The 18269-nt window shown below is 73.9% G+C and carries 10 protein-coding genes and 1 pseudogene; 4 read left to right on the top strand and 7 right to left on the bottom strand.

Annotated elements, in window-relative coordinates; translation table 11 throughout:
• Positions 1–40: 40 nt before the first annotated feature.
• Positions 41–958, bottom strand: coding sequence for a serine hydrolase (locus ACIGXM_RS08880; RefSeq protein WP_396558416.1), 918 nt, complete (start codon positions 956–958; stop codon positions 41–43).
• Positions 955–1842, bottom strand: coding sequence for a LysR family transcriptional regulator (locus tag ACIGXM_RS08875; protein WP_396558414.1), 888 nt, complete (start codon positions 1840–1842; stop codon positions 955–957). The genes ACIGXM_RS08880 and ACIGXM_RS08875 overlap by 4 nt, the downstream gene beginning before the upstream one ends.
• Before the next feature lie 219 nt (positions 1843–2061).
• On the opposite strand from ACIGXM_RS08875, the gene bla reads away from it, so the two are divergent.
• Entirely contained in the window at positions 2062–2874 is an 813-nt protein-coding gene (gene bla / locus ACIGXM_RS08870) for a class A beta-lactamase (protein WP_396558413.1), read from the top strand.
• A 131-nt stretch (positions 2875–3005) separates the two neighbouring features.
• On the opposite strand, the pseudogene ACIGXM_RS08865 reads toward bla, so the two are convergent.
• Positions 3006–3281: pseudogene (locus ACIGXM_RS08865) on the bottom strand (hypothetical protein); the annotation flags it as partial.
• A 138-nt stretch (positions 3282–3419) separates the two neighbouring features.
• On the opposite strand from ACIGXM_RS08865, the gene ACIGXM_RS08860 reads away from it, so the two are divergent.
• On the top strand, positions 3420–4460 hold the full coding sequence (locus ACIGXM_RS08860) for a hypothetical protein (protein WP_396558411.1): 1041 nt from the start codon (positions 3420–3422) through the stop codon (positions 4458–4460).
• A gap of 37 nt (positions 4461–4497) precedes the next feature.
• Here the strand turns inward: ACIGXM_RS08860 and ACIGXM_RS08855 are convergent, their stop codons facing one another.
• On the bottom strand, positions 4498–5349 hold the full coding sequence (locus ACIGXM_RS08855; protein WP_396558409.1) for a LysR family transcriptional regulator: 852 nt from the start codon (positions 5347–5349) through the stop codon (positions 4498–4500).
• Between the two features lie 80 nt (positions 5350–5429).
• On the opposite strand from ACIGXM_RS08855, the gene ACIGXM_RS08850 reads away from it, so the two are divergent.
• Positions 5430–5993, top strand: a complete 564-nt coding sequence (locus tag ACIGXM_RS08850; protein WP_396558407.1) for a cupin domain-containing protein — start codon at positions 5430–5432, stop codon at positions 5991–5993.
• Between the two features lie 98 nt (positions 5994–6091).
• The gene (locus tag ACIGXM_RS08845; RefSeq protein ID WP_396558405.1) at positions 6092–6454 is read left to right on the top strand and encodes a DoxX family protein; all 363 of its coding nucleotides are present in this window, start codon (positions 6092–6094) and stop codon (positions 6452–6454) included.
• A 127-nt stretch (positions 6455–6581) separates the two neighbouring features.
• Here the strand turns inward: ACIGXM_RS08845 and ACIGXM_RS08840 are convergent, their stop codons facing one another.
• From ACIGXM_RS08840 to ACIGXM_RS08830, 3 genes are all read right to left on the bottom strand, one after another.
• The gene (locus tag ACIGXM_RS08840; protein ID WP_396558403.1) at positions 6582–7079 is read right to left on the bottom strand and encodes an AAA family ATPase; all 498 of its coding nucleotides are present in this window, start codon (positions 7077–7079) and stop codon (positions 6582–6584) included.
• 81 nt (positions 7080–7160) lie between these two features.
• Positions 7161–7937 (bottom strand): thioesterase II family protein, encoded by a 777-nt coding sequence (locus ACIGXM_RS08835; RefSeq protein WP_396558402.1) that lies wholly within the window; start codon positions 7935–7937, stop codon positions 7161–7163.
• A gap of 88 nt (positions 7938–8025) precedes the next feature.
• Positions 8026–18252 carry a type I polyketide synthase gene (locus ACIGXM_RS08830; RefSeq protein WP_396558400.1) on the bottom strand — a complete coding sequence of 3409 codons (10227 nt, stop codon included), beginning with the start codon at positions 18250–18252 and terminating at the stop codon, positions 8026–8028.
• Positions 18253–18269 lie beyond the last annotated feature (17 nt).

The raw sequence follows: 18269 nt of genomic DNA, 5'->3' as shown, positions 1-18269 counted from the left end.
CGTGCCGCGCGGTGATCCCACCTTCACCGCGGTCGGTCCTTCACCGCGGTCGGTGCCAGCTGCCCCGGAGCTGATCGTGCAGCGTCCGCGCGACCTGTGCCATGAGTGCCTCGGCGGCGGGTTGGATGGCGGCCGGGACGTTGGATTCGGTCAGTGCGGCGACGGCGAAGGTTCCGCCGTCGTCGTGCTCGACCACCCCGACCTCGTGGCGGTGGTTCAGCAGCGTGCCGGTCTTCGACGACCACTTCGAGGCGTCGGAGCTGAAGTCGGGCGTCAACCGCTGTCGAACCACGTTCTCGCCCATGAGCGAGCGCACCTGTGCGGTGACGTCGGCCGGAACGCGCGAGGGGAGCCACAGGGCCTCCAGCAGGTCGACGAAGGCCCGGGCGGAACCGGAGTTCGCGCGGCTGACGTCGAGTTGGGGGATCAGGTGCCCCCGTCCCGCTGTCCGTGATCCGATCGCGAGGGAGTGGGCCAGGTTCACCTCGCCCGGGCCGAGTCGCTCGGCCGGGGTCTCGACGAGGTCGCGCATGCGGTGGCGCACCGCGATGCCGGTGATCCCCGCCTCGCGCACGGCACGGGCGACCTCGGCGGGCGGGACCAGGTCGAAGAGTGCGTCCGCGGCGGCGTTGTCGCTGATCGCGATGGTGAGGTAGAGCAGGTCGTCGACAGCGACGCGGGCGGGGTGGCGGAACTTGCTCAGGCCCGCCGGCCCCGGCGACGTGATCAGCCCCGGCGCGACGTCGATCAGCGCGGACCCGTCGATGCGCCCGTCGTGGATGCGGCCCAGCACGGCGACCGCGAGCGGCACCTTGACCAGCGACGCGACGGGGAACTCGAGGTCCGGATCAAGGCCGATCTCCTCGCCGGTCGCCAGGTCCCGGACCAGGAAGGAGCCCGACAGCCCCGCGTCGGCCAGCAGGCCCCGCACTTCCCGCATCACCCGTTCGTCGTTCATGGGCGCTCCTCACCATCCGTCGCCGTCCCCACGGCCCGGGCCACGTGCTCACCCAGGTCGACGCGCAGCCGTCGCGCGTCGTCGCCCGTGACCGCTGAGACGCTGTACCCGCGGGCGACGGTTGCTCCCGCCAGCCCGCGCCAGCGCAACCCCAGCTCGTTCGCCTGCGCTGCCGAGCAGAGGAGGAGGTCGCCGGTGCGCATCGTCTCGGACGCGGCGGCGATCAACGACGCGGCGACCGAGATCTGCGCGGGCACGAGCGCGGCACGGTGGCCGAGCTGTTCCAGCCGGTCCCGGATGTGCGGCACGTCGTCTTCCGGCTGGATCCACAGGCGCGGCATCGATCGACGTGTCCGCCCGGGCCGCAGGGTTTCGAGGTGGAACGGCTCCGGGCCGCCGTCCGTCGGCGACGCGACGCCGAGCGGCACGGTCCAGTCGGCGTCGGCCGGTGGGACCGCGAGGAGCGCGGTGCGCACCTCGTGCGACCGCAGCAGCTCCGCGCGTTCCGCCGGCCCGGCGGAACGGAAGTCCAGGACCGTGTTCCGGGTGCGAGCGGCCGCATCGAGCATCGCCAGGTGCCGCAGTGAGCACGTCTCGGGCACCGCGAGACCGAGCGGCCGCAGTTTCGCCTGCTCGGCGTCGTGCTCCAGCGCCTCCGCCAACCGCACGAGCCGTTTCGCGGACGCGAGCATGTCGTGCCCGAACGGGGTCAGCGCCGCCCGCCGCGTCGAGCGGTCGAACAGCTGCGCCCCGAAGTGCTCTTCCAGCGCGGCGATCCGCCGACTCGCCACGGACTGCGGCACCCGGGCCGCCGCGGCGCCGAGCGTGAAGCTGCCGCGCTCACCCACGTAGACGAACACGCGACACGCGCCCACCAGATCCATGGCACTCGATCTTATGCCAGAAAAGCATGCAAAACTTCATTTCTGTCTTTGCACGGATGAATGAACGGCGCGAGGCTACTGGTCATGCCTACCTCGACCTACCGAACAGCCCTCCTCGCCGCGCCCCTCCTCCTCGCGTCGGGCCTCCTGAGCGGGTGCGCCGGGAGCCACGGGGCCGCATCGGCCCGGGCCGTCCCGTCGACCGCTCCGGCATCAGCAGTGCCGACCGCATCGCAGGGCGGCCCCGCGACCCAGGCCCTCGCCGAGATCGAGCAGCGGTACCACGCCCGACTCGGCGTCTACGCGGTGGACACCGCGACGGGTCGCACGGTGGCGTACCGGGCGGACGAACGGTTCGCGTACGCCTCGACCTACAAGGCCCTCGCCGCCGGGGTCCTGCTGGGGCGCGACACGGACGCCCAACTCGACCACGTCATCACCTACGGCGCCTCGGACCTCGTCCAGTACTCGCCGGTCACGTCGCAGCACGTCGGCGCCGGGATGGCGCTGCGCGACATCATCGCGGCCGCGCTGGAGTACAGCGACAACACCGCCGCGAACCTGATGCTGAGCCAGCTGGGCGGGGCCGCCGAACTCCAAGCGGCGCTCCGCGGCCTGGGAGACCCGACGACCAACGTCGACCGGACCGAACCGACACTGAACGAGGCGACCCCCGGCGACCCCCGGGACACCAGCAGCCCACGCGCGCTCGGCACCGATCTGCGCGCCTTCGTCCTCGGGAACGTGCTGCCCAGCAACCGGGCGCAACTCCTCACCGGCTGGCTCGTGGCGAACACGACCGGCGGCCCCTACATCCGGGCGGGGGTTCCCTCCGGTTGGAAGGTCGGTGACAAGACCGGCAACGGCGGGTACGGCACGCGCAACGACATCGCGATCGCCTGGCCGACCAGCGGCGCTCCGATCGTCATCGCCGTCCTGTCCGACCGCGGCTCCGCGGGCGCCTCCTCCGACGACGCCCTGATCGCGGACGCCACCAGGGCGACCCTAGCGGCGCTCCGTCCGCCGGCGTAGCCGGCGGACGCACCGCTGCCCTGACCAGCAACGCGGGCACGGGTGACCCGACGGCGCCGGCCCCGCCGTGGACCGGCGCGATCCCGGCCAACCGCACCCGCACCCGTGAGACGCGCCAGCGACACGAGAAGTCAGCGCGATGGACTCCGTAGCAGGTTCAGGACGAGGTCACGCGGCAGACCGTGGGTGTCGTGGAGGTAGTGGAAGTCCTCCTCGCCCAACGGGCCGCGGAACCGGGGACGGGACAGTACCTGCCGGCCGCGCTCCAGGAGCCGGACGAAACGGAGTTCCTCCTCGAGCAGCACCCGGCGCACGGTGGCCGGTTCCCCGTCCTGGCGGAAGTGGTCCAGGGTGTGCCGGACCAGCTCGTCCGGCAGGTCGGCGAGACCGCGCCGCGGACCGGGCCGCGCGGGACGCGGCGGGGCAGGAGCGGGCCTGCCGCCGGTGTGTCGGCTGTTGCACGGTTGTGACACCGACCGCACCGGTCCGGGACGCCAGGCGGGAATGCTCCTCCCGTCATCGGACTCAGCCTCGGGGGAACTCTCATGCCCGCCCGCGCCAGACGCCGCGGCACCGCCGCCGCCATCGCTCTCACCTCCGCCGTCACCGGCACCGCACTGCTGCTGACCGGGTGCGGCCCGGACGACACCGCCAAGGCCGCCCCGCCCGCCGCCACCGCGCCGGCCACGCCCGGCAATCCGGCCGACGACCCCGCCACCCCCGCCACCGGCGCGCCCACCCCCACCCCCACTTCCACCAAGAGCGCCCGCCCGGCCATGAACGGCACCGGGAACAGCGGACTGACGATCAGCGACGGCACCCGGTACGTCCTGATGAACGGCACCTCGGTGGACTTCGGCACCGCGGTCCGCGACCTCGCCTGGTCCTCGGACGGCAGCAAGGCCGTCTTCGTCGACGGCGACGGCGACCTGGTCACCGCCAACCCGGACGGCAGCGGGCGGGTGGTCGTCGCGAAGCACCTCCCCGGGCAGAGCTGGTCCCACCCGGCCTGGCACTACGTCGCGGCCGACCAGAGCAACCCGACCGCGCGACAGGACATCTTCTTCGTCTCCACCGCGGGCGGGGTCACCAGCCTGGAGACCGTCCCGGCCGACGCCGTCGACGGCACCCCGACCCCGCTGGACCTGAGCTCCGGCATGGACGGCGTCCAGAACATGCCGCAGACCGCCAACACCTGGCCGAACGGCGCCGGCACCAAGGGCGCCGTCGTCTTCGCCAACACGCGGACCGGCGACGTCTACCTCCGCGACGACTACCTCCGCCAGATGGTCTCCCAGGTCGCTCCCGGCTCCGAGCCGACGGTCACCGCCGACGGGGAGGAGGTGGTCTTCGTCCGTTCGGTCGGCGGGCACGACCACGTCTTCGAGCAGAACCTGGAGACTCCGCAGTCGCCCGCCAAGGACCTCACCCCGAACGCGACCACCGACTACACCGAGCCGGCGCTCTCCCCGGACGGCACCACCATCGCGGTGCGCACGCCCGACGGCATCGCCAGTCTCCCGGCCGACGGGTCCGCCGCCCCGACCCTGATCTCCACCCACCCGGGCCTGCCGGCCTACCGTTGACCGGCGGCAGGCGCCGCCCACGTCCGGCGCGCGGCGCTCAGCCGCGGTAGGCGGCGGTCGCGATCCGGACGAACGAGCGGATCAGTGGATTCGTGTCGCCCTCGTTCCATGCCGCCACCACGCGGCTCGGCGGCATGTCGGTGAGCGGCACCACGGTGAGCCCCTCGGCCGGCTCGTGGTCCAGGAGGGTCATGCCGACCGTGCCGTTCCAGAGAACGGCTTGCCGGCATTCCTGGACGGCGCGCACCACCGGGCCGTCGCGGCGCTCGCCGCCGCTCCAGTACGACTGCCAGACGGGGTCGGTGCCCTCCGGGAACCGGAACCAACGGCGGTCGGCCAGGTCGGCCAGGTCCAGACGGTCACGGCGGGCCAGCGGATCGTCGGCGCGCAGCAGTGCGCCCACCGGGTCGGTGCGCAGCTCCCGCACGGTCAGGCCGGTCTCGTCGAACGGTCCCCGGGTCAGGGCGACGTCGACCAGTCCGGCGCGCAGCCCGCAGGTGGGATCGGTCAGGTCGGTCTCGCGGATGCGGACCTCGACGGCCGGGTGCCGCCGGTGGTAGGCACCGGCCAGCCGGGCCGCGCCCGGGTCGGCGCCGTCCCCCAGGATGCCGACGGTGACGGTCGCGACGCCGGCCGCCGCGGCCACGCGTACGCGTACCCGGTCGGCCTGGTCGAGCAGGGCCCGCGCCTCGTCGAGCAGCACCGCCCCGACCGCGGTGAGCGTGACACCGGCGGACGATCGGTCGAACAGCGTGGCACCGAGCTCGGTCTCCAGCTGCCTGATCGCCCGGCTCAGCGGCGGTTGACTCATGTGCAGCCGGGAGGCGGCCCGACCGAAGTGGAGTTCCTCGGCGACCGCCACGAAATAGCGCAGTGTGCGTAGCTCCATGCTGCGACGATACCCGTACGGTATCGAGCTCGCACGATGGGTCTTGGACAGTCGCGGGGCCCTGGCGGTGGAATCGAAACATGACTGAAGAACCACACGTCAGTGAGCCGGCCGCCGGCCCCGCCGTATCGGTGGTCGGCCCGGGCGACGGCGAGACGATCCTCCTGGGCACCACGCGACTGCGCGTCCTCGAAGACGGCAGCAACACCGGACACCGCCTCGGGCTCGCCGAGTCCGTCCTCGCGCCGCACACACCCGGACCACCGCAGCACCGTCACGCCCAGCACGACGAGGGTTTCTACGTCATCTCCGGCACGGTGCGGTTCACGGTCGGCGAGAAGGACTACGACGCGACGGCGGGAACGCTCGTGATGGTCCCGCCCGGAGCCCCGCACACCTTCGCCAACCTGACCGACCAGCCGGCCGTCATGCTCAGCACCTTCACGCCGGACCTTTACGTCCAGTACTTCCGGGACATGCGGGACATGATCGCCGGTGGCCGGGCCCTGAGCCCGCAGGTGAACATCCAGGTGATGGGCCGTTACGCCACCGAGCCCGCCACCGACTTCGCCCAGGCAGGAGGGACGAACGCCGCGCGGCGGCCCGTACCGGATCCGGACAGCCGAGTCGACGGCCACCGCTGAAGCTCCGGGCCGCCACCCGCCCGCACGCATGCGCCCCTTGCCGGCGCTCCACCGGTGGCCATGTGGTCACCTACGACTGGGAACCGTGGATAGGAATCGTGAACGTCGCGTACTGGATCGTTGCCGGCCTGCTCGCCCTCTTCTACCTCTACGGGGGCACGGTGAAGCTGGCCCGGAGCCGTGAGCGGCTCAGACCGATGATGGCCTGGGTGGACAGCACCCCGATGCCGGCCGTCAGGGCCCTCGGGGTGATCGAGGTGATCGGCGCGATCGGACTGGTCCTCCCCCCGCTGACCGGTGTCGCGCCCTGGCTGGCCCTGGCTGCCGCCGTCGGGTTCGTGGTCCTGCAGATCGGCGCGACCGGGGTTCACCTGAGCCTCGGGGACCGCCGGGTCGCCCTCAACGTCACGCTCCTGCTCGCCGCGGTCGTGACCGGCCGACTCGCGATGGCCTGGCTGTGACCTGAGGCGGGGCCGGCGGTCGGTGAGTCCGTTGCCACGATGACGAGTTGGCGCTCTCGAGGCGGCGCGCCGGCGACTGGTCCAGCTGACCCGACCCCAGCGCCCCGCGCCGCCGGTCGTGCCGTCCTCAGGCCTGTGCGAGGACCTGCTCGCCCTCCCCTTCCGGTGTCTCGAAGTTGGCCAGGTAACGGCTGAGCAGGTTCGCGTCCACGGTGACGGCGTTGGCACCGTCCTCGCGGTTGCGGACCGCGAGGCGACGCTCCAGCGTTGCCCGGTCCGCCTTCAGGTGGACCAGTTCCCAACGGCAGCCGTGGCTCTCCACCAGCGCCTTGTACTCGTCGCGGGCGGCACGGCTCCAGAAGCTGTAGTCCACCACCACGTCCCGCCCGGCACGCATCAACTCGACCAGCTCCCGCCGCTGTTGGCGGCGGATCTCGTCCTTGAGCTCGTCGTACCTCTCCGTCTCCAGCACCAGGCCGGCATCACGCCGGCCGATCCGCCGCCAGACCACCTCGTCGATCGAGAGTCGAACGTAGCCGCGGCGCACCAGCGCCATCGCGTACGTGGTCTTGCCCGCTCCCGGAGGCCCACACATCAGCACCACCGTGCTCGCTGGCCGCGTCATGGGTCCAGGGTAGTGATTCGGCCGGGGGAGGGCCCGCCGGGGTGGCCGTGCCCGCCCCCGTTCCGTGCCGGTGCGCGAACTTCACGGCCCCGGTGGCCGGGGTCCGGTCCCGGGCAGGCGGTCGGTCAGCTCCTTGGTGACCGCGGCCTGGTGGTTGGCCAGGTAGAAGTGGCCGCCGGGGAAGACCCGCAGGTCGAAGGGGCCCTCGGTGTGGTTGGCCCAGGCCGCGGCCTCGTCGACGGTGACCTTGGGGTCGTTGTCGCCGACCAGGGCGACCACCGGGCAGTGCAGGGCCTCGCCGGGCTGGTAGGCGTAGGTCTCGGCAGCCCGGTAGTCGGCCCGGATGGCAGGCAGGATCATGCGCAGGATCTCCTCGTCACCGAGGAGGCGGGCGTCGGTGCCGCTCAGGCTCCGCATTTCGGCGATGATGCCGTTGTCGTCGCGCAGGTGCACGGTCTCGGACCGGTGGGTGGAGGGGGCACGGCGGCCGGAGGCGAAGAGGCCGGCCGCGACCAGGCCCTTCTCCCGCTCCAGGCGCCGGGCGACCTCGAACGCCAGGCTGGCCCCCATGCTGTGGCCGAAGAGCGCCAACGGCCGGTCCGCCCAAGGGAGGAGGGCGGCGAACACCTGGTCGGCGAGGTCGGGGATGTTGTCGATGACCGGTTCGGCGCGGCGGTCCTGGCGGCCGGGGTACTGGACGCACAGGACGTCGACGGACGGCGGCATCGACTGCGACACCGGGAAGAAGAAGCTCGCGGAGCCGCCGGCGTGCGGCAGGCAGACCAGGCGGACGTCACCGTCCGGGCGCGGGTGGAACCTGCGGATCCACAGGCCGTTGTCCTCAGTCGGGTCGTTCACGGGAGGGGTCGTTCCTTACGTGGTAGGTGGGAGTCCCAGGGTGTGGGTGGCAGTTCGGTTCGAGAAGGGGTGCCGCGGTGCGCGGTGCTCACTCCCCCACCGGGCCCAGCTTCTCCAGCCACTCGTCGACTGCCGCGGCGGCCTCGTGGGCGTACCGCTCCATCAACGTGTAGTGGTCGCCGGGTACTTCGGTCACCGTGTCGGCGCGCTCCGGGGGCGCCGGGCGGTCGTCGACGCTCGTCTCGTCCCGGGCCATCCACTCCGCGGCGCGGACCACCAGGGTCGGGGCGGTGGCCCGCGGGGCGTCCCAGTCCTCGAAGATCCGCAGATAGCCGCCCATCGCGGTCAGCTGGGTGCCCGGCGCGGAGACGAAGTCGAAGCGCTCCGACTGCCCCACCACCACCGCCGACTGGAAGCGCTCACCCATGCGCTGCTCGCGGGTGAAGGTGTCCAGCATGACGATTCCCGCGACCGGGTGGCCGAGCCGCTCCAGGTGGCAGGCCACCGCGTGCGCGACCCAGCCTCCGGAGGAGTAGCCGACGAGCACGACCGGCTGCCGACCCACGCTCCGCTCGATGGCCGTGGTGTGCACCTCGATCAGCGCGGCGACGTCCTCGGGCAGCGACTCCCCCGGAGCGAAGCCGGGTTCGGGCAGCGCCCAGATGCCGCGCCGACCGCCGAACGCGGCGGCGAAGCGGGCGTACTGGTGGACCCCCGAGGGCGCCATGTACGGGCCCAGGCAGACGAGTTGCGGGCCGTCCTCGCCCCGCGCCAGGTGGACCGGGTCGGGCAGGTTGTCGCCGGCCGACGCCACGTCGAAGGCCGGACGCAGCCGGGCGGCGGCGGTGACCAGCTCGATCCCCTCGTCGAGCCGGCCGAGTTCACCGGCCCGGCGGTAGAGCGAGACGATGATGTCCTCCGACTGGGCCGAAGCCGCTCCCGCTCCCCGGTGCGCGGCCGAGGTGGTGGCCCCGGCCTCGGGGCCGTGCCCCTCCGCCAGCAGCGACAGCAGCCGTCGGCCGACCTCGGCCGGGGTCCGGTGGTCGAAGACCAGCGTGCTCGGCAGCCGCAGACCGCTGGCCCGGCTGAGCCGCTTGCCGAGCTCGACCGCGGTGAGCGAGTCGAAGCCCAGCTCCAGGAAGACGTGCTGGGCCTGGACCGCGTCCTTCGACGGGTGGCCGAGCACGGCCGCGGCCTCGCTCCGGACGAACTCCACGATCTCCGAGGCGTGTTCCTCCGCCGCCAGCGCGGCCAGCCGGCGCAGCAGCGGCGGCTCGGCTCCGCCGTCCGCGGCGGCCTCCGCCTCCCGGGCGGCGAGCAGGCGGGCGACCTCGGGCAGGTCGCCGATCAGCGGACTGGGCCGGGCCGCGGTGAAACCGGGCACGAAACGCTCCCAGTCCACGGCGGCGACGACCAGCGTGCCGTCCTCGCTCTCCACCGCGCGACGCAGCGCCAGGACCCCCAGTTCGGGGCTCATCGGGTCCAGGCCGCGCCACCGCAGGCGCTCCTCGGACGCGGCGTCGACCATGCCCCCGCCGCCCCAGGCGCCCCAGGCGACCGAGGTGGCGGTCAGGCCGCGGGCGCGGCGGTCCTCGGCCAGCGCGTCCACGAAAGCGTTCGCGGCCGCGTAGGCGGCCTGGGCGCCGCTGCCCCAGGCGGCGGCGCCGGAGGAGAACAGGACGAACGCGTCCAACGGGCGGTCGGCGAGCAGCTCGTCGAGGTGCGCGGCACCCAGCGCCTTCGCTCCCAGTACGGCGGCGAAGTCCGCCTCGGTGGTGTCCGCGAGCATCGCGGCGACGCCGCCGACGCCGGCGGCGTGCACCACCGCGCTCAGCGGCGCCAGGTCGTCCAGGGATGCCACCAGTGCCGCCACCGCCTCCCGGTCCGCCATGTCGCACGCGGTGATCGTCACCTTGGCCCCCAGGGCCTCCAGTTCGTCCCGCAGTTCCTCGGCGCCCGCGGCGCCCGCGCCGCGGCGGCTGGTCAGCACCAGGTGTTCGGCACCGTCGGCCGCGAGCCGGCGGGCCACCTGACCGCCGATGAAGCCGGTGCCGCCGGTGACCAGCACGGTGCCGCGCGGCTGCCAGGGCCGCACCCCGGTGTCGGCCGGGCGCGGGGCCCGGACCATCCGTCGGGCGTACGTCCCGCCGGCCCGCACCGCGACCTGGTCCTCGGCCGTGACGCCGGAGAGCACCCCGGCCAGGCGGCGGCCGACGCGACCGTCCGAGGCCGCCACGCCGTCGGGCAGGTCGACCAGGCCGCCCCAGCGGGCCGGGAGTTCCAGTGCCGCGACCCGTCCCAGCGCCCAGACCTGCGCCTGCGCGGTGCTGCGCAGCGGGTCGAGGGCGCCGGTCGACACCGCCGCGCGGGTGGCGCACCAGAGCGGGGCCGGGACCTCGGCGTCGCCGAGCGCCTGCACCAGCGTCAGGGACCGGCCCAGACCGTGGGACAGGCCCGGGTGCTCGGGGTGCGGCCGCTCGTCCAGCGCGAGCAGCGACAGCACACCGCCGAGGCCGGCGTCGCCGAGGCCGGTGAGGGCCGCGCGCAGCCGCCCGCTCAGCGCCTGCCGGTCCTCGCCGCTGGCCACGACCAGCCGGACGACCTCCGCGCCGTGCGCCACCAGGGAGTTCAGCGCCAGTTCGACGGCCGGATCGACCGACGGCTCGTACGGCAGGACCGCCAGCCAGGTCCCGGACAACGCGGGCGCCGCCGGGTCCGGGACCGGCCGCCAGGTGATCCGGTAGCGCCAGCCGTCCACCGCGGACTCATCGCGGCGGCGCCGGTGCCAGGAGGAGAGCGCGGGCAGGGCCGAACGCAGGGTGGCGTCCTCGTCCAGCCGCAGGTCCTCGGCCAGCGCCGCCAGGTCCTCGCGCTCGACCGCCGCCCAGAACTCGGCGTCCACCACGGAGGCCGCCGTCGGCTCCGCCGGCCGGCCCGCCACCGTGTCCAGCCAGTACCGCTGCCGCTGGAAGGGGTAGGTCGGCAGGTCCACCTCCCGAGCCTCCCAACCGGCGAAGACCGCACGCCAGTCGACCACCACGCCGTTGGCGTGCGCCTCCCCCAGCGAGGTCAGGAAGCGCCGCGGGCCGCCGTCGCCGCGCCGCAGGGTCGGCACCACGGTCGGCGACAGGGCGCCCGGCGGGACGGTGTCCCGCGTGCCGTCGACCTCGCTCGCGACGGCGTCGATCGTCTCCTGCAGGCCGAACGCCAGCACCGGGTGCGGGCTGACCTCGACGAAGGCCTGGTGGCCGTCGGCCAGCAGCTGCCGGGTGGCCCGCTCGAACTGCACGGGCTGGCGCAGGTTGCGGTACCAGTACGCGGCGTCCAGCTCGGTCTCCACCCTCGTCCCGGTCACCGTGGAGTAGAACGGTACGCCCGGCGCCCCGGGAGCGGTCTCGGCGAGGATCTCGGCGAGTTCGTCCCGGAGGACCTCGACCAGGGCGCAGTGCGAGGGGCAGTCCACCCGGACGATCCGCTTCGCCGCCACCCCATCGGCCTCGCAGGAGGCCATCAGCTCCGCCAGCGCGTCGAGGTCGCCGGAGACGACCACGGTCCGCGGGCCATTGATGGCGGCGACGCTCAGTCGGCCCTCCCAGCGCTCCAGCCGCTGGGCGACCTCCGCCTCCGGCTGCGGCATCGAGACCATGCCGCCCGACAGCCTCGCGAGCAGCAGGCTGCGGAGCGCCACGATCCGGGCGCCGTCCTCGAGCGACAGCGCGCCCGCGAAGCACGCGGCCGCGATCTCGCCCTGCGAGTGCCCCACGACGGCGGCGGGCCGCACACCGCAGGAGCGCCACAGCTCGGCGAGCGACACCATGACCGCCCACAGCACCGGCTGGATCACGTCGATCCGGTCCAGCCCGGGTGCGCCGGGTGCCTCGCGCAGCACGTCCTCCAGGTTCCAGTCCAGGAACGGGGCGAGCGCCTGGCCGCAGGCGGCGATCCGGGCCCGGAACACCGCGGAGGTGTCCAGCAGTTCCACCGCCATGCCGGGCCACTGCGAGCCCTGACCGGGGAAGACGAACACCGCCTTCGGCTCGCCCCCGGCGGTGCCGCGCGCCACCCGGCGCTCGGAGCCGCCGGCCGCCAGCGCCTCCAGCCCGGTGATCAGCTCCGCCCGGTCGGCGCCCACCACGACCGCCCGCTGCTCGAAGGCCGAACGCGTGGTGGCGAGCGAGTAGCCGACGTCCTGGGGGCGCGGGTCGGGTTCGGCGCGCAGCAGCGACGCGAGGCGCCCGGCCTGTTCCTCCAGCGCGCCGACCGTGCGGGCGGCCAGCGGCAGGGCCACCGCCACCGGCTCCAGCGGCGCCGGTCGCGGGGCGGAGCCGTCGGCGAGGGTGTCGGCAGGGCTGTCGGCCGCGGTGCCGGCGGGAGCCTCCTCGATGATCACGTGGGCGTTGGTGCCGCTCATCCCGAAGGAGGAGACGCCGGCCCGCCGGGGGCGGGCACCCGGCGACCACGCGACGGGCTCGGTCAGCAGCCGGACGGCTCCCGCGGACCAGTCCACGTGCGGCGTGGGCTCGTCCACGTGCAGCGTGCGCGGCAGCAGCTCGTGCTGGAGCGCCTGCACCATCTTGATGATGCCGCCCGCGCCCGCGGCCGCCTGGGTGTGGCCGATGTTCGACTTCAGCGAGCCGAGCCAGAGCGGCCGGTCCGCCGGGTGCTCCTGGCCGTAGGTCGCCAGCAGGGCCTGCGCCTCGATCGGGTCGCCCAGCGTGGTGCCCGTGCCGTGCGCCTCCACGGCGTCGACCTCGGCCGCGCCGAGGCCCGCGTTGGCCAGGGCCTGGCGGATCACCCGCTGCTGGGCGGGGCCGTTCGGGGCGGTCAGGCCGTTCGACGCGCCGTCCTGGTTGATCGCGCTGCCGCGCACCAGCGCCAGCACGCGGTGACCGTTGCGGCGGGCGTCGGAGAGCCGCTCCACCAGCAGCAGACCGACGCCCTCGCCCCAGCCGGTGCCGTCCGCCGCGGCGGCGAACGCCTTGCAGCGGCCGTCGGCGGAGAGCGCGCGCTGGCGGCTGAACTCCACGAACGCGCCGGAGTTGGACATCACCGTCACACCGCCGGCCAGCGCCATCGAGCACTCGCCCTGGCGCAGCGACTGAACGGCCAGGTGCAGGGCCACCAGTGAGGACGAGCACGCGGTGTCCACGGTGACCGCCGGGCCTTCGAGGCCGAGCGTGTAGGAGATGCGCCCGGACACCACGCTGGCCGCGTTGCCGGTGCCCAGGTAGCCCACCACGCCGTCCGGGACGTCGAGGCCACGCTGGAGGTAGTCCTGGTAGCCGGTGCCGACGAAGACGCCGGTCCGGGTGCCGCGCACCGTCGTCGGGTCGATCCCGGCGCGCTCGAACACCTCCCAGGAGGTCTCCAGGAGCAGCCGCTGCTGCGGGTCCATGGCCACCGCCTCGCGCGGCGAGATGCCGAAGAAGGCGGCGTCGAAGTCGGGCAGGTCGTACAGGAAGCCGCCGGACTGCGCGTAGGTGGTGCCCGGGTGGTCGGGGTCGGGGTGGAAGAGCGACTCCAGGTCCCAGCCGCGGTTGGCCGGGAACACCGACATCGCGTCGGTCTCCTCGGCCACCAGTCGCCAGAGCTCCTCGGGGCTGCGCACGCCGCCGGGGAACCGGCAGCTCATCGCCACGATCGCGATCGGCTCGTCCTGGACGGCCGGTTCGGTCCCCCGCCCGGCGCCGGTCTCGGGCGCCGCACCCAACAGCTCGACCAACAGCCAGCCGGCCAGCGAGATGGCCGTGGGGTAGTCGAACACCACGGTGGTGGGCAGCCGGACACCGGTGGCGCGGGTCAGCCGGTTGCGCAGCTCCACCGCGGTCAGCGAGTCGAAGCCCAGGTCCCGGAAGGGCCGCCCTGGTTCGACCAGGTGGGCACCGCGGTGCCCGAGCACGGCGGCCGCCTCGGCGCGGACCAGCTCCACCAGCGCGCGGTCGCGCTCGGCGGGGTCCGCCTGGGCGAGGGTGCGACGCAGCGCGGCGGCCTCGTCGGAGAGGTCGCCGTCCTGCGGGCCCGCAGCCGGCCGCAAGGCTGCCCGGACCTCGGGCAGGTCCGCCAGCAACGGGCTCGGCCGGACCACGGTGAACGCGGGCGCGAACCGCTCCCACTCCACGTCGGCCACCGTCACGGCGGTCTCGTCGCGCTCCAGCAGCCGCGCCAGCGCGGCGATCGCCGCGCTCGGCGACAGCGGCCGCAGGCCCCGGCGGCGCAGGCTGTCGGCGACCGGGGCCGAGCCGGCCATGCCCGCCTCGGCCCACGGGCCCCAGGCGACGGCGGTCGCCGTCACGCCACGGGCCCGGCGCGCCTGGGCCAGCGCGTCCAGGTAGGCGTTCGCGGCGCAGTACGCGCCCTGGCCGCCGCCGCCCCAGACGCCGGCGATCGAGGAGAACAGCACGAACGCGTCCAGCGGACGGTCGCCGAGCAGCTCGTCCAGGTGGCCCGCGCCCGCGACCTTCGCCGCCACCACGGCGGCGAACTGCGCCGGGTCGGTCTCGGCGAGCATCGCCGGGGTGTCGATGCCGGCCGTGTGGACCACCGCGGTGAGCGGGTACTCCGCTGGCAGTTCGGCCAGCAGCCGCGCCAGCGCGTCCCGGTCCGAGACGTCGCAGGCGGCGATCGTCACGCGGGCGCCGAGCTGCTCCAGCTCGGCGCGCAGCGTCTCCGCGCCCGGTGCGGCGGGTCCGCGCCGGCTGGTGAGCACCAGGTGCTCGGCACCGCGGCCGGCCAGCCAGCGGGCGACGTGGCCACCCAGCGCGCCGGTGCCGCCGGTGATCAGCACGGACCCGCGCGGCGCCCACCCGTCGGCGCTCTCGGGATCGGCCGGCCGGGAAGCCGGGGCGAGGTCGTCGGGGGCGAGGCGGGCCAATCGCCGGGCCAGGACCCCGGTGTCACGCACGGCCACCTGGTCCTCGTCACCGTCCGCCGTGAGGACGGTGACCAGTCGGGACAGCGCCCGCTCGTCGAGCTGTGGCCGGCTCTCCCCCGAGTCGCCGGCCGGGGGGAGGTCGACCAGGCCGCCCCACCGGTTGGAGTGCTCCAGGGCGACCACCCGGCCGAGACCCCAGATCTGCGCCTGGGCCGGGCTGGACACCTCGTCGGGTGCGCCAACGGACACGGCCCCCCGGGTGACGCACCAGAGCGGCGCCTCGACGCCCGCGTCACCGAGGGCCTGCACCAGAGTGAGGGTCAGCGCCACGCCGGTGGGCAGCGATCCGGATGCGCCATCGGATATCTGACGATCAGTCAGCGGAAGGAGGGACACCACCGCGCGCGGTGGGGCCTCGCCGTCGGCGGCCTCGCGCAGGCGGGTGGCGAGGATCTGCCGGTCGTCGGCCTCGTCGACGTCCAGGCAGCTGACGCTCGCGCCCCGCGCGGCCAGCGCCTCCCGCAGCGCGGTGGCGGTGGCCCGCGCGTTCTGCCCCGCGGGCGTCAGGAGCAGCCAGCGGCCCTCCGCCGCCACGGACGCGGTGTCGGGCAGCGGCGTCCAGGTGACCCGGTACTGCCAGCCCTCCAGGGCCGACCGCTCACGCCGCTCACGGGCAGCCGACTCCAGCCAGTACGAATCGCGTTGGAAGGCGTAGGTGGGCAGGTCGACGCGCCGGGCACCACGGCCCGCGAAGACCGCCTCCCAGTCGAGGGCGACACCGTGCGCGTGGAGTTGGGCCAGGGCGGTGGTGAAGGCCACGTCCTCCGGACGGTCGGCGCGCAGGGCCGGGACAGTGACGGCACCGGAGTCGGCCAGCGTCTCCTGGGCCATCGCGGTCAGACCACCAGGGCCGACCTCCAGGAACGCCGTCACGCCCTCGGCCGCCAACGCCTGCACCGCGTCGGCGAACCGGACCGTGTGGCGAACATGACGCACCCAGTACTCCGGATCCCCCAACTCGCCCTCGGCGACCGGCCGTCCGGTCAACGTGGAGACGATCGGCAGCGTCGGGGCACCGAAGGTGACACGCTCGGCCACCTTGCGGAACTCCGCCAGCATCGGCTCCATCAAGGGCGAATGGAACGCGTGCGACACCGCCAACCGCTTCGTACGACGACCCTCGGCCGCCAACCGCTCCGCAAGCTCCAGCACCGCGTCCTCGGCACCCGAAAGCACCACCGACGACGGCCCGTTGACCGCCGCAACCCCCACCCGGTCCACCAGATCACCCAGCAGCGGCAGCACCTCGTCCTCCGAGGCCTGCACCGCCACCATCACCCCACCCGACGGCAACGCCTGCATCAACCGCCCGCGAGCAACGACGAGTTCAGCGGCGTCCGCCAGCGAAAGGACGCCCGCGACATGCGCGGCAGCCAACTCACCGACCGAATGCCCAGCCAGGAAGTCCGCCCGCACACCCCACGACTCGACGAGACGGAACAGCGCCACCTCCACCGCGAACAACGCGGGCTGAGTGAACTCCGTCCGGTTCAGCAGCTCGGCATCCGCACCGAACACCACCTCACGCAACGGCCGTTCCAGATGAACGTCCAGATGCGCGCAGACCTCGTCGAAGGCAGCCGCGAACACCGGGAACGACGCGTACAACTCACGCCCCATCCCCAACCGCTGACTCCCCTGCCCCGAAAGCAGGAACGCGAGCTTGTCCTCCCGGCCGGTCGCTCCCTCGACCACGTTCGGCGCCGAGGCCCCCTCGGCCACCGCGCGCACGCCGTCGGTGAGTTCGGCGAGGTCCGCGCCGACCACCACCGCTCGGTGTTCCAGCGCGGCGCGCGAGGTCGCCAACGAGAAGGCGACGTCGACGGCCCGTACGTCGGGCAGGCCGAGCACATGGGAGAGCAGCCGTTCCGCCTGCTCGCGCAGGGCTGCCCTGCTCCGCGCGGAGACCACCCAGGAGACCGGCGCAGCGTCCACGACGGTGGGCTCGGGCTGCGCCTGCGGGTCGTCGGCCACCACGGGGGCGGTCGGCGCCTGTTCGATGATGGTGTGGGCGTTGGTGCCGCTGACACCGAAGGAGGAAACGGCGGCGCGGCGCGGGCGGTCGCCCGCCGGCCAGGCCACCGGCTCGGTCAGCAGCCGCACCGCACCGGTGGACCAGTCGACGTGCGGGGACGGCTGCTCCGCGTGCAAGGTCCTGGGCAGCACGCCGTGTTGGAGTGCCTGCACCATCTTGATGATGCCGCCCACCCCGGCCGCGGCCTGGGTGTGCCCGATGTTCGACTTCAACGAGCCCAGCCACAGCGGTCGGTCCTCGGGGCGGTCCTGCCCGTAAGTCGCCAGCAGCGCCTGCGCCTCGATCGGGTCACCCAGCGACGTCCCGGTCCCGTGCGCCTCCACCACGTCCACGTCCGCCACGGACAGCCCCGCACCCGCCAACGCCTGCTGGATCACCCGCTGTTGGGCGGGGCCGTTCGGCGCCGTCAGCCCGTTCGAAGCACCGTCCTGGTTCACCGCCGAACCCCGCACCACCGCCAGCACCGGGTGCCCGTTGCGCTGCGCGTCCGAGAGCCGCTCCACCAGCAGCATGCCGACGCCCTCGCCCCAGCCCGTGCCGTCGGCGTCGGCCGAGAAGGACTTGCACCGGCCGTCCACCGAGAGCCCCTGCTGGCGGCTGAACTCGGTGAACATCCCGGTGCTCGCCATGATCGCCGCGCCGCCGGCCAGGGCCAGCGAGCACTCCCGCTGGCGCAGTGCCTGCACCGCCAGGTGCAGCGCCACCAGCGAGGAGGAGCACGCGGTGTCCACCGTCAGCGCCGGGCCTTCGAGCCCGAAGGTGTAGGAGATCCGGCCCGAGGCGACGCTGGGCGCGGTGCCGGTCAGCAGAAAGCCCTCCAGCTCCTGCGCGCTCTCACCGTCACCCGCGTACCCCTGGTAGGCGAGGCCGACGAAGACGCCGGTGCGCGAGCCCTTGACCGAGACGGGATCGATGCCGGCTCGCTCGAAGGTCTCCCAGGCGACCTCCAGCAGCAGCCGCTGCTGCGGGTCGGTGGCCAGCGCCTCGCGCGGCGAGATCCCGAAGAAGCCGGGATCGAACTCGCCCGCCCCGTGCAGGAACCCACCCTCGCGGGTGTAGCACTTCCCGGGCCGGTCAGGGTCCGGGTCGTAGAGGTCCGCCAGGTCCCAGCCACGGTTGGTGGGGAAGCCGGAGACCGCGTCGGCGCCGCTCTCGACCAACTGCCAGAGCTGTTCCGGGCTGTTGACCTGCCCGGGGTAGCGGCAGCCCATCGCCACGATGGCGATCGGCTCCTGGTCCTTCGTCTCCACCTCGTGCAACCGCCGCCGGGTCTGCTTCAGATCAGCCGTCACACGCTTGAGATAGTCGAGCAACTTCTGCTCGTTCTGCATGTCTCGTTCACCCGCCATGTGAGTCAGGAAGTGCT

This window comes from Kitasatospora sp. NPDC052896, from assembly GCF_044547075.1.
Lineage (GTDB): Bacteria > Actinomycetota > Actinomycetes > Streptomycetales > Streptomycetaceae > Kitasatospora.
This window is presented reverse-complemented; position numbering and strand designations above follow the sequence as displayed.

What these genes read in the sequence shown, in the direction of transcription:
- ACIGXM_RS08855 (WP_396558409.1), bottom strand. Translation starts at nt 5,349, where the DNA reads ATGGAGCTACGCACACTGCGCTATTTCGTGGCGGTCGCCGAGGAACTC.
- ACIGXM_RS08830 (WP_396558400.1), bottom strand. Translation starts at nt 18,252, where the DNA reads ATGGCGGGTGAACGAGACATGCAGAACGAGCAGAAGTTGCTCGACTAT.
- ACIGXM_RS08880 (WP_396558416.1), bottom strand. Translation starts at nt 958, where the DNA reads ATGAACGACGAACGGGTGATGCGGGAAGTGCGGGGCCTGCTGGCCGAC.
- ACIGXM_RS08875 (WP_396558414.1), bottom strand. Translation starts at nt 1,842, where the DNA reads ATGGATCTGGTGGGCGCGTGTCGCGTGTTCGTCTACGTGGGTGAGCGC.
- ACIGXM_RS08850 (WP_396558407.1), top strand. Translation starts at nt 5,430, where the DNA reads ATGACTGAAGAACCACACGTCAGTGAGCCGGCCGCCGGCCCCGCCGTA.
- ACIGXM_RS08860 (WP_396558411.1), top strand. Translation starts at nt 3,420, where the DNA reads ATGCCCGCCCGCGCCAGACGCCGCGGCACCGCCGCCGCCATCGCTCTC.
- ACIGXM_RS08840 (WP_396558403.1), bottom strand. Translation starts at nt 7,079, where the DNA reads ATGACGCGGCCAGCGAGCACGGTGGTGCTGATGTGTGGGCCTCCGGGA.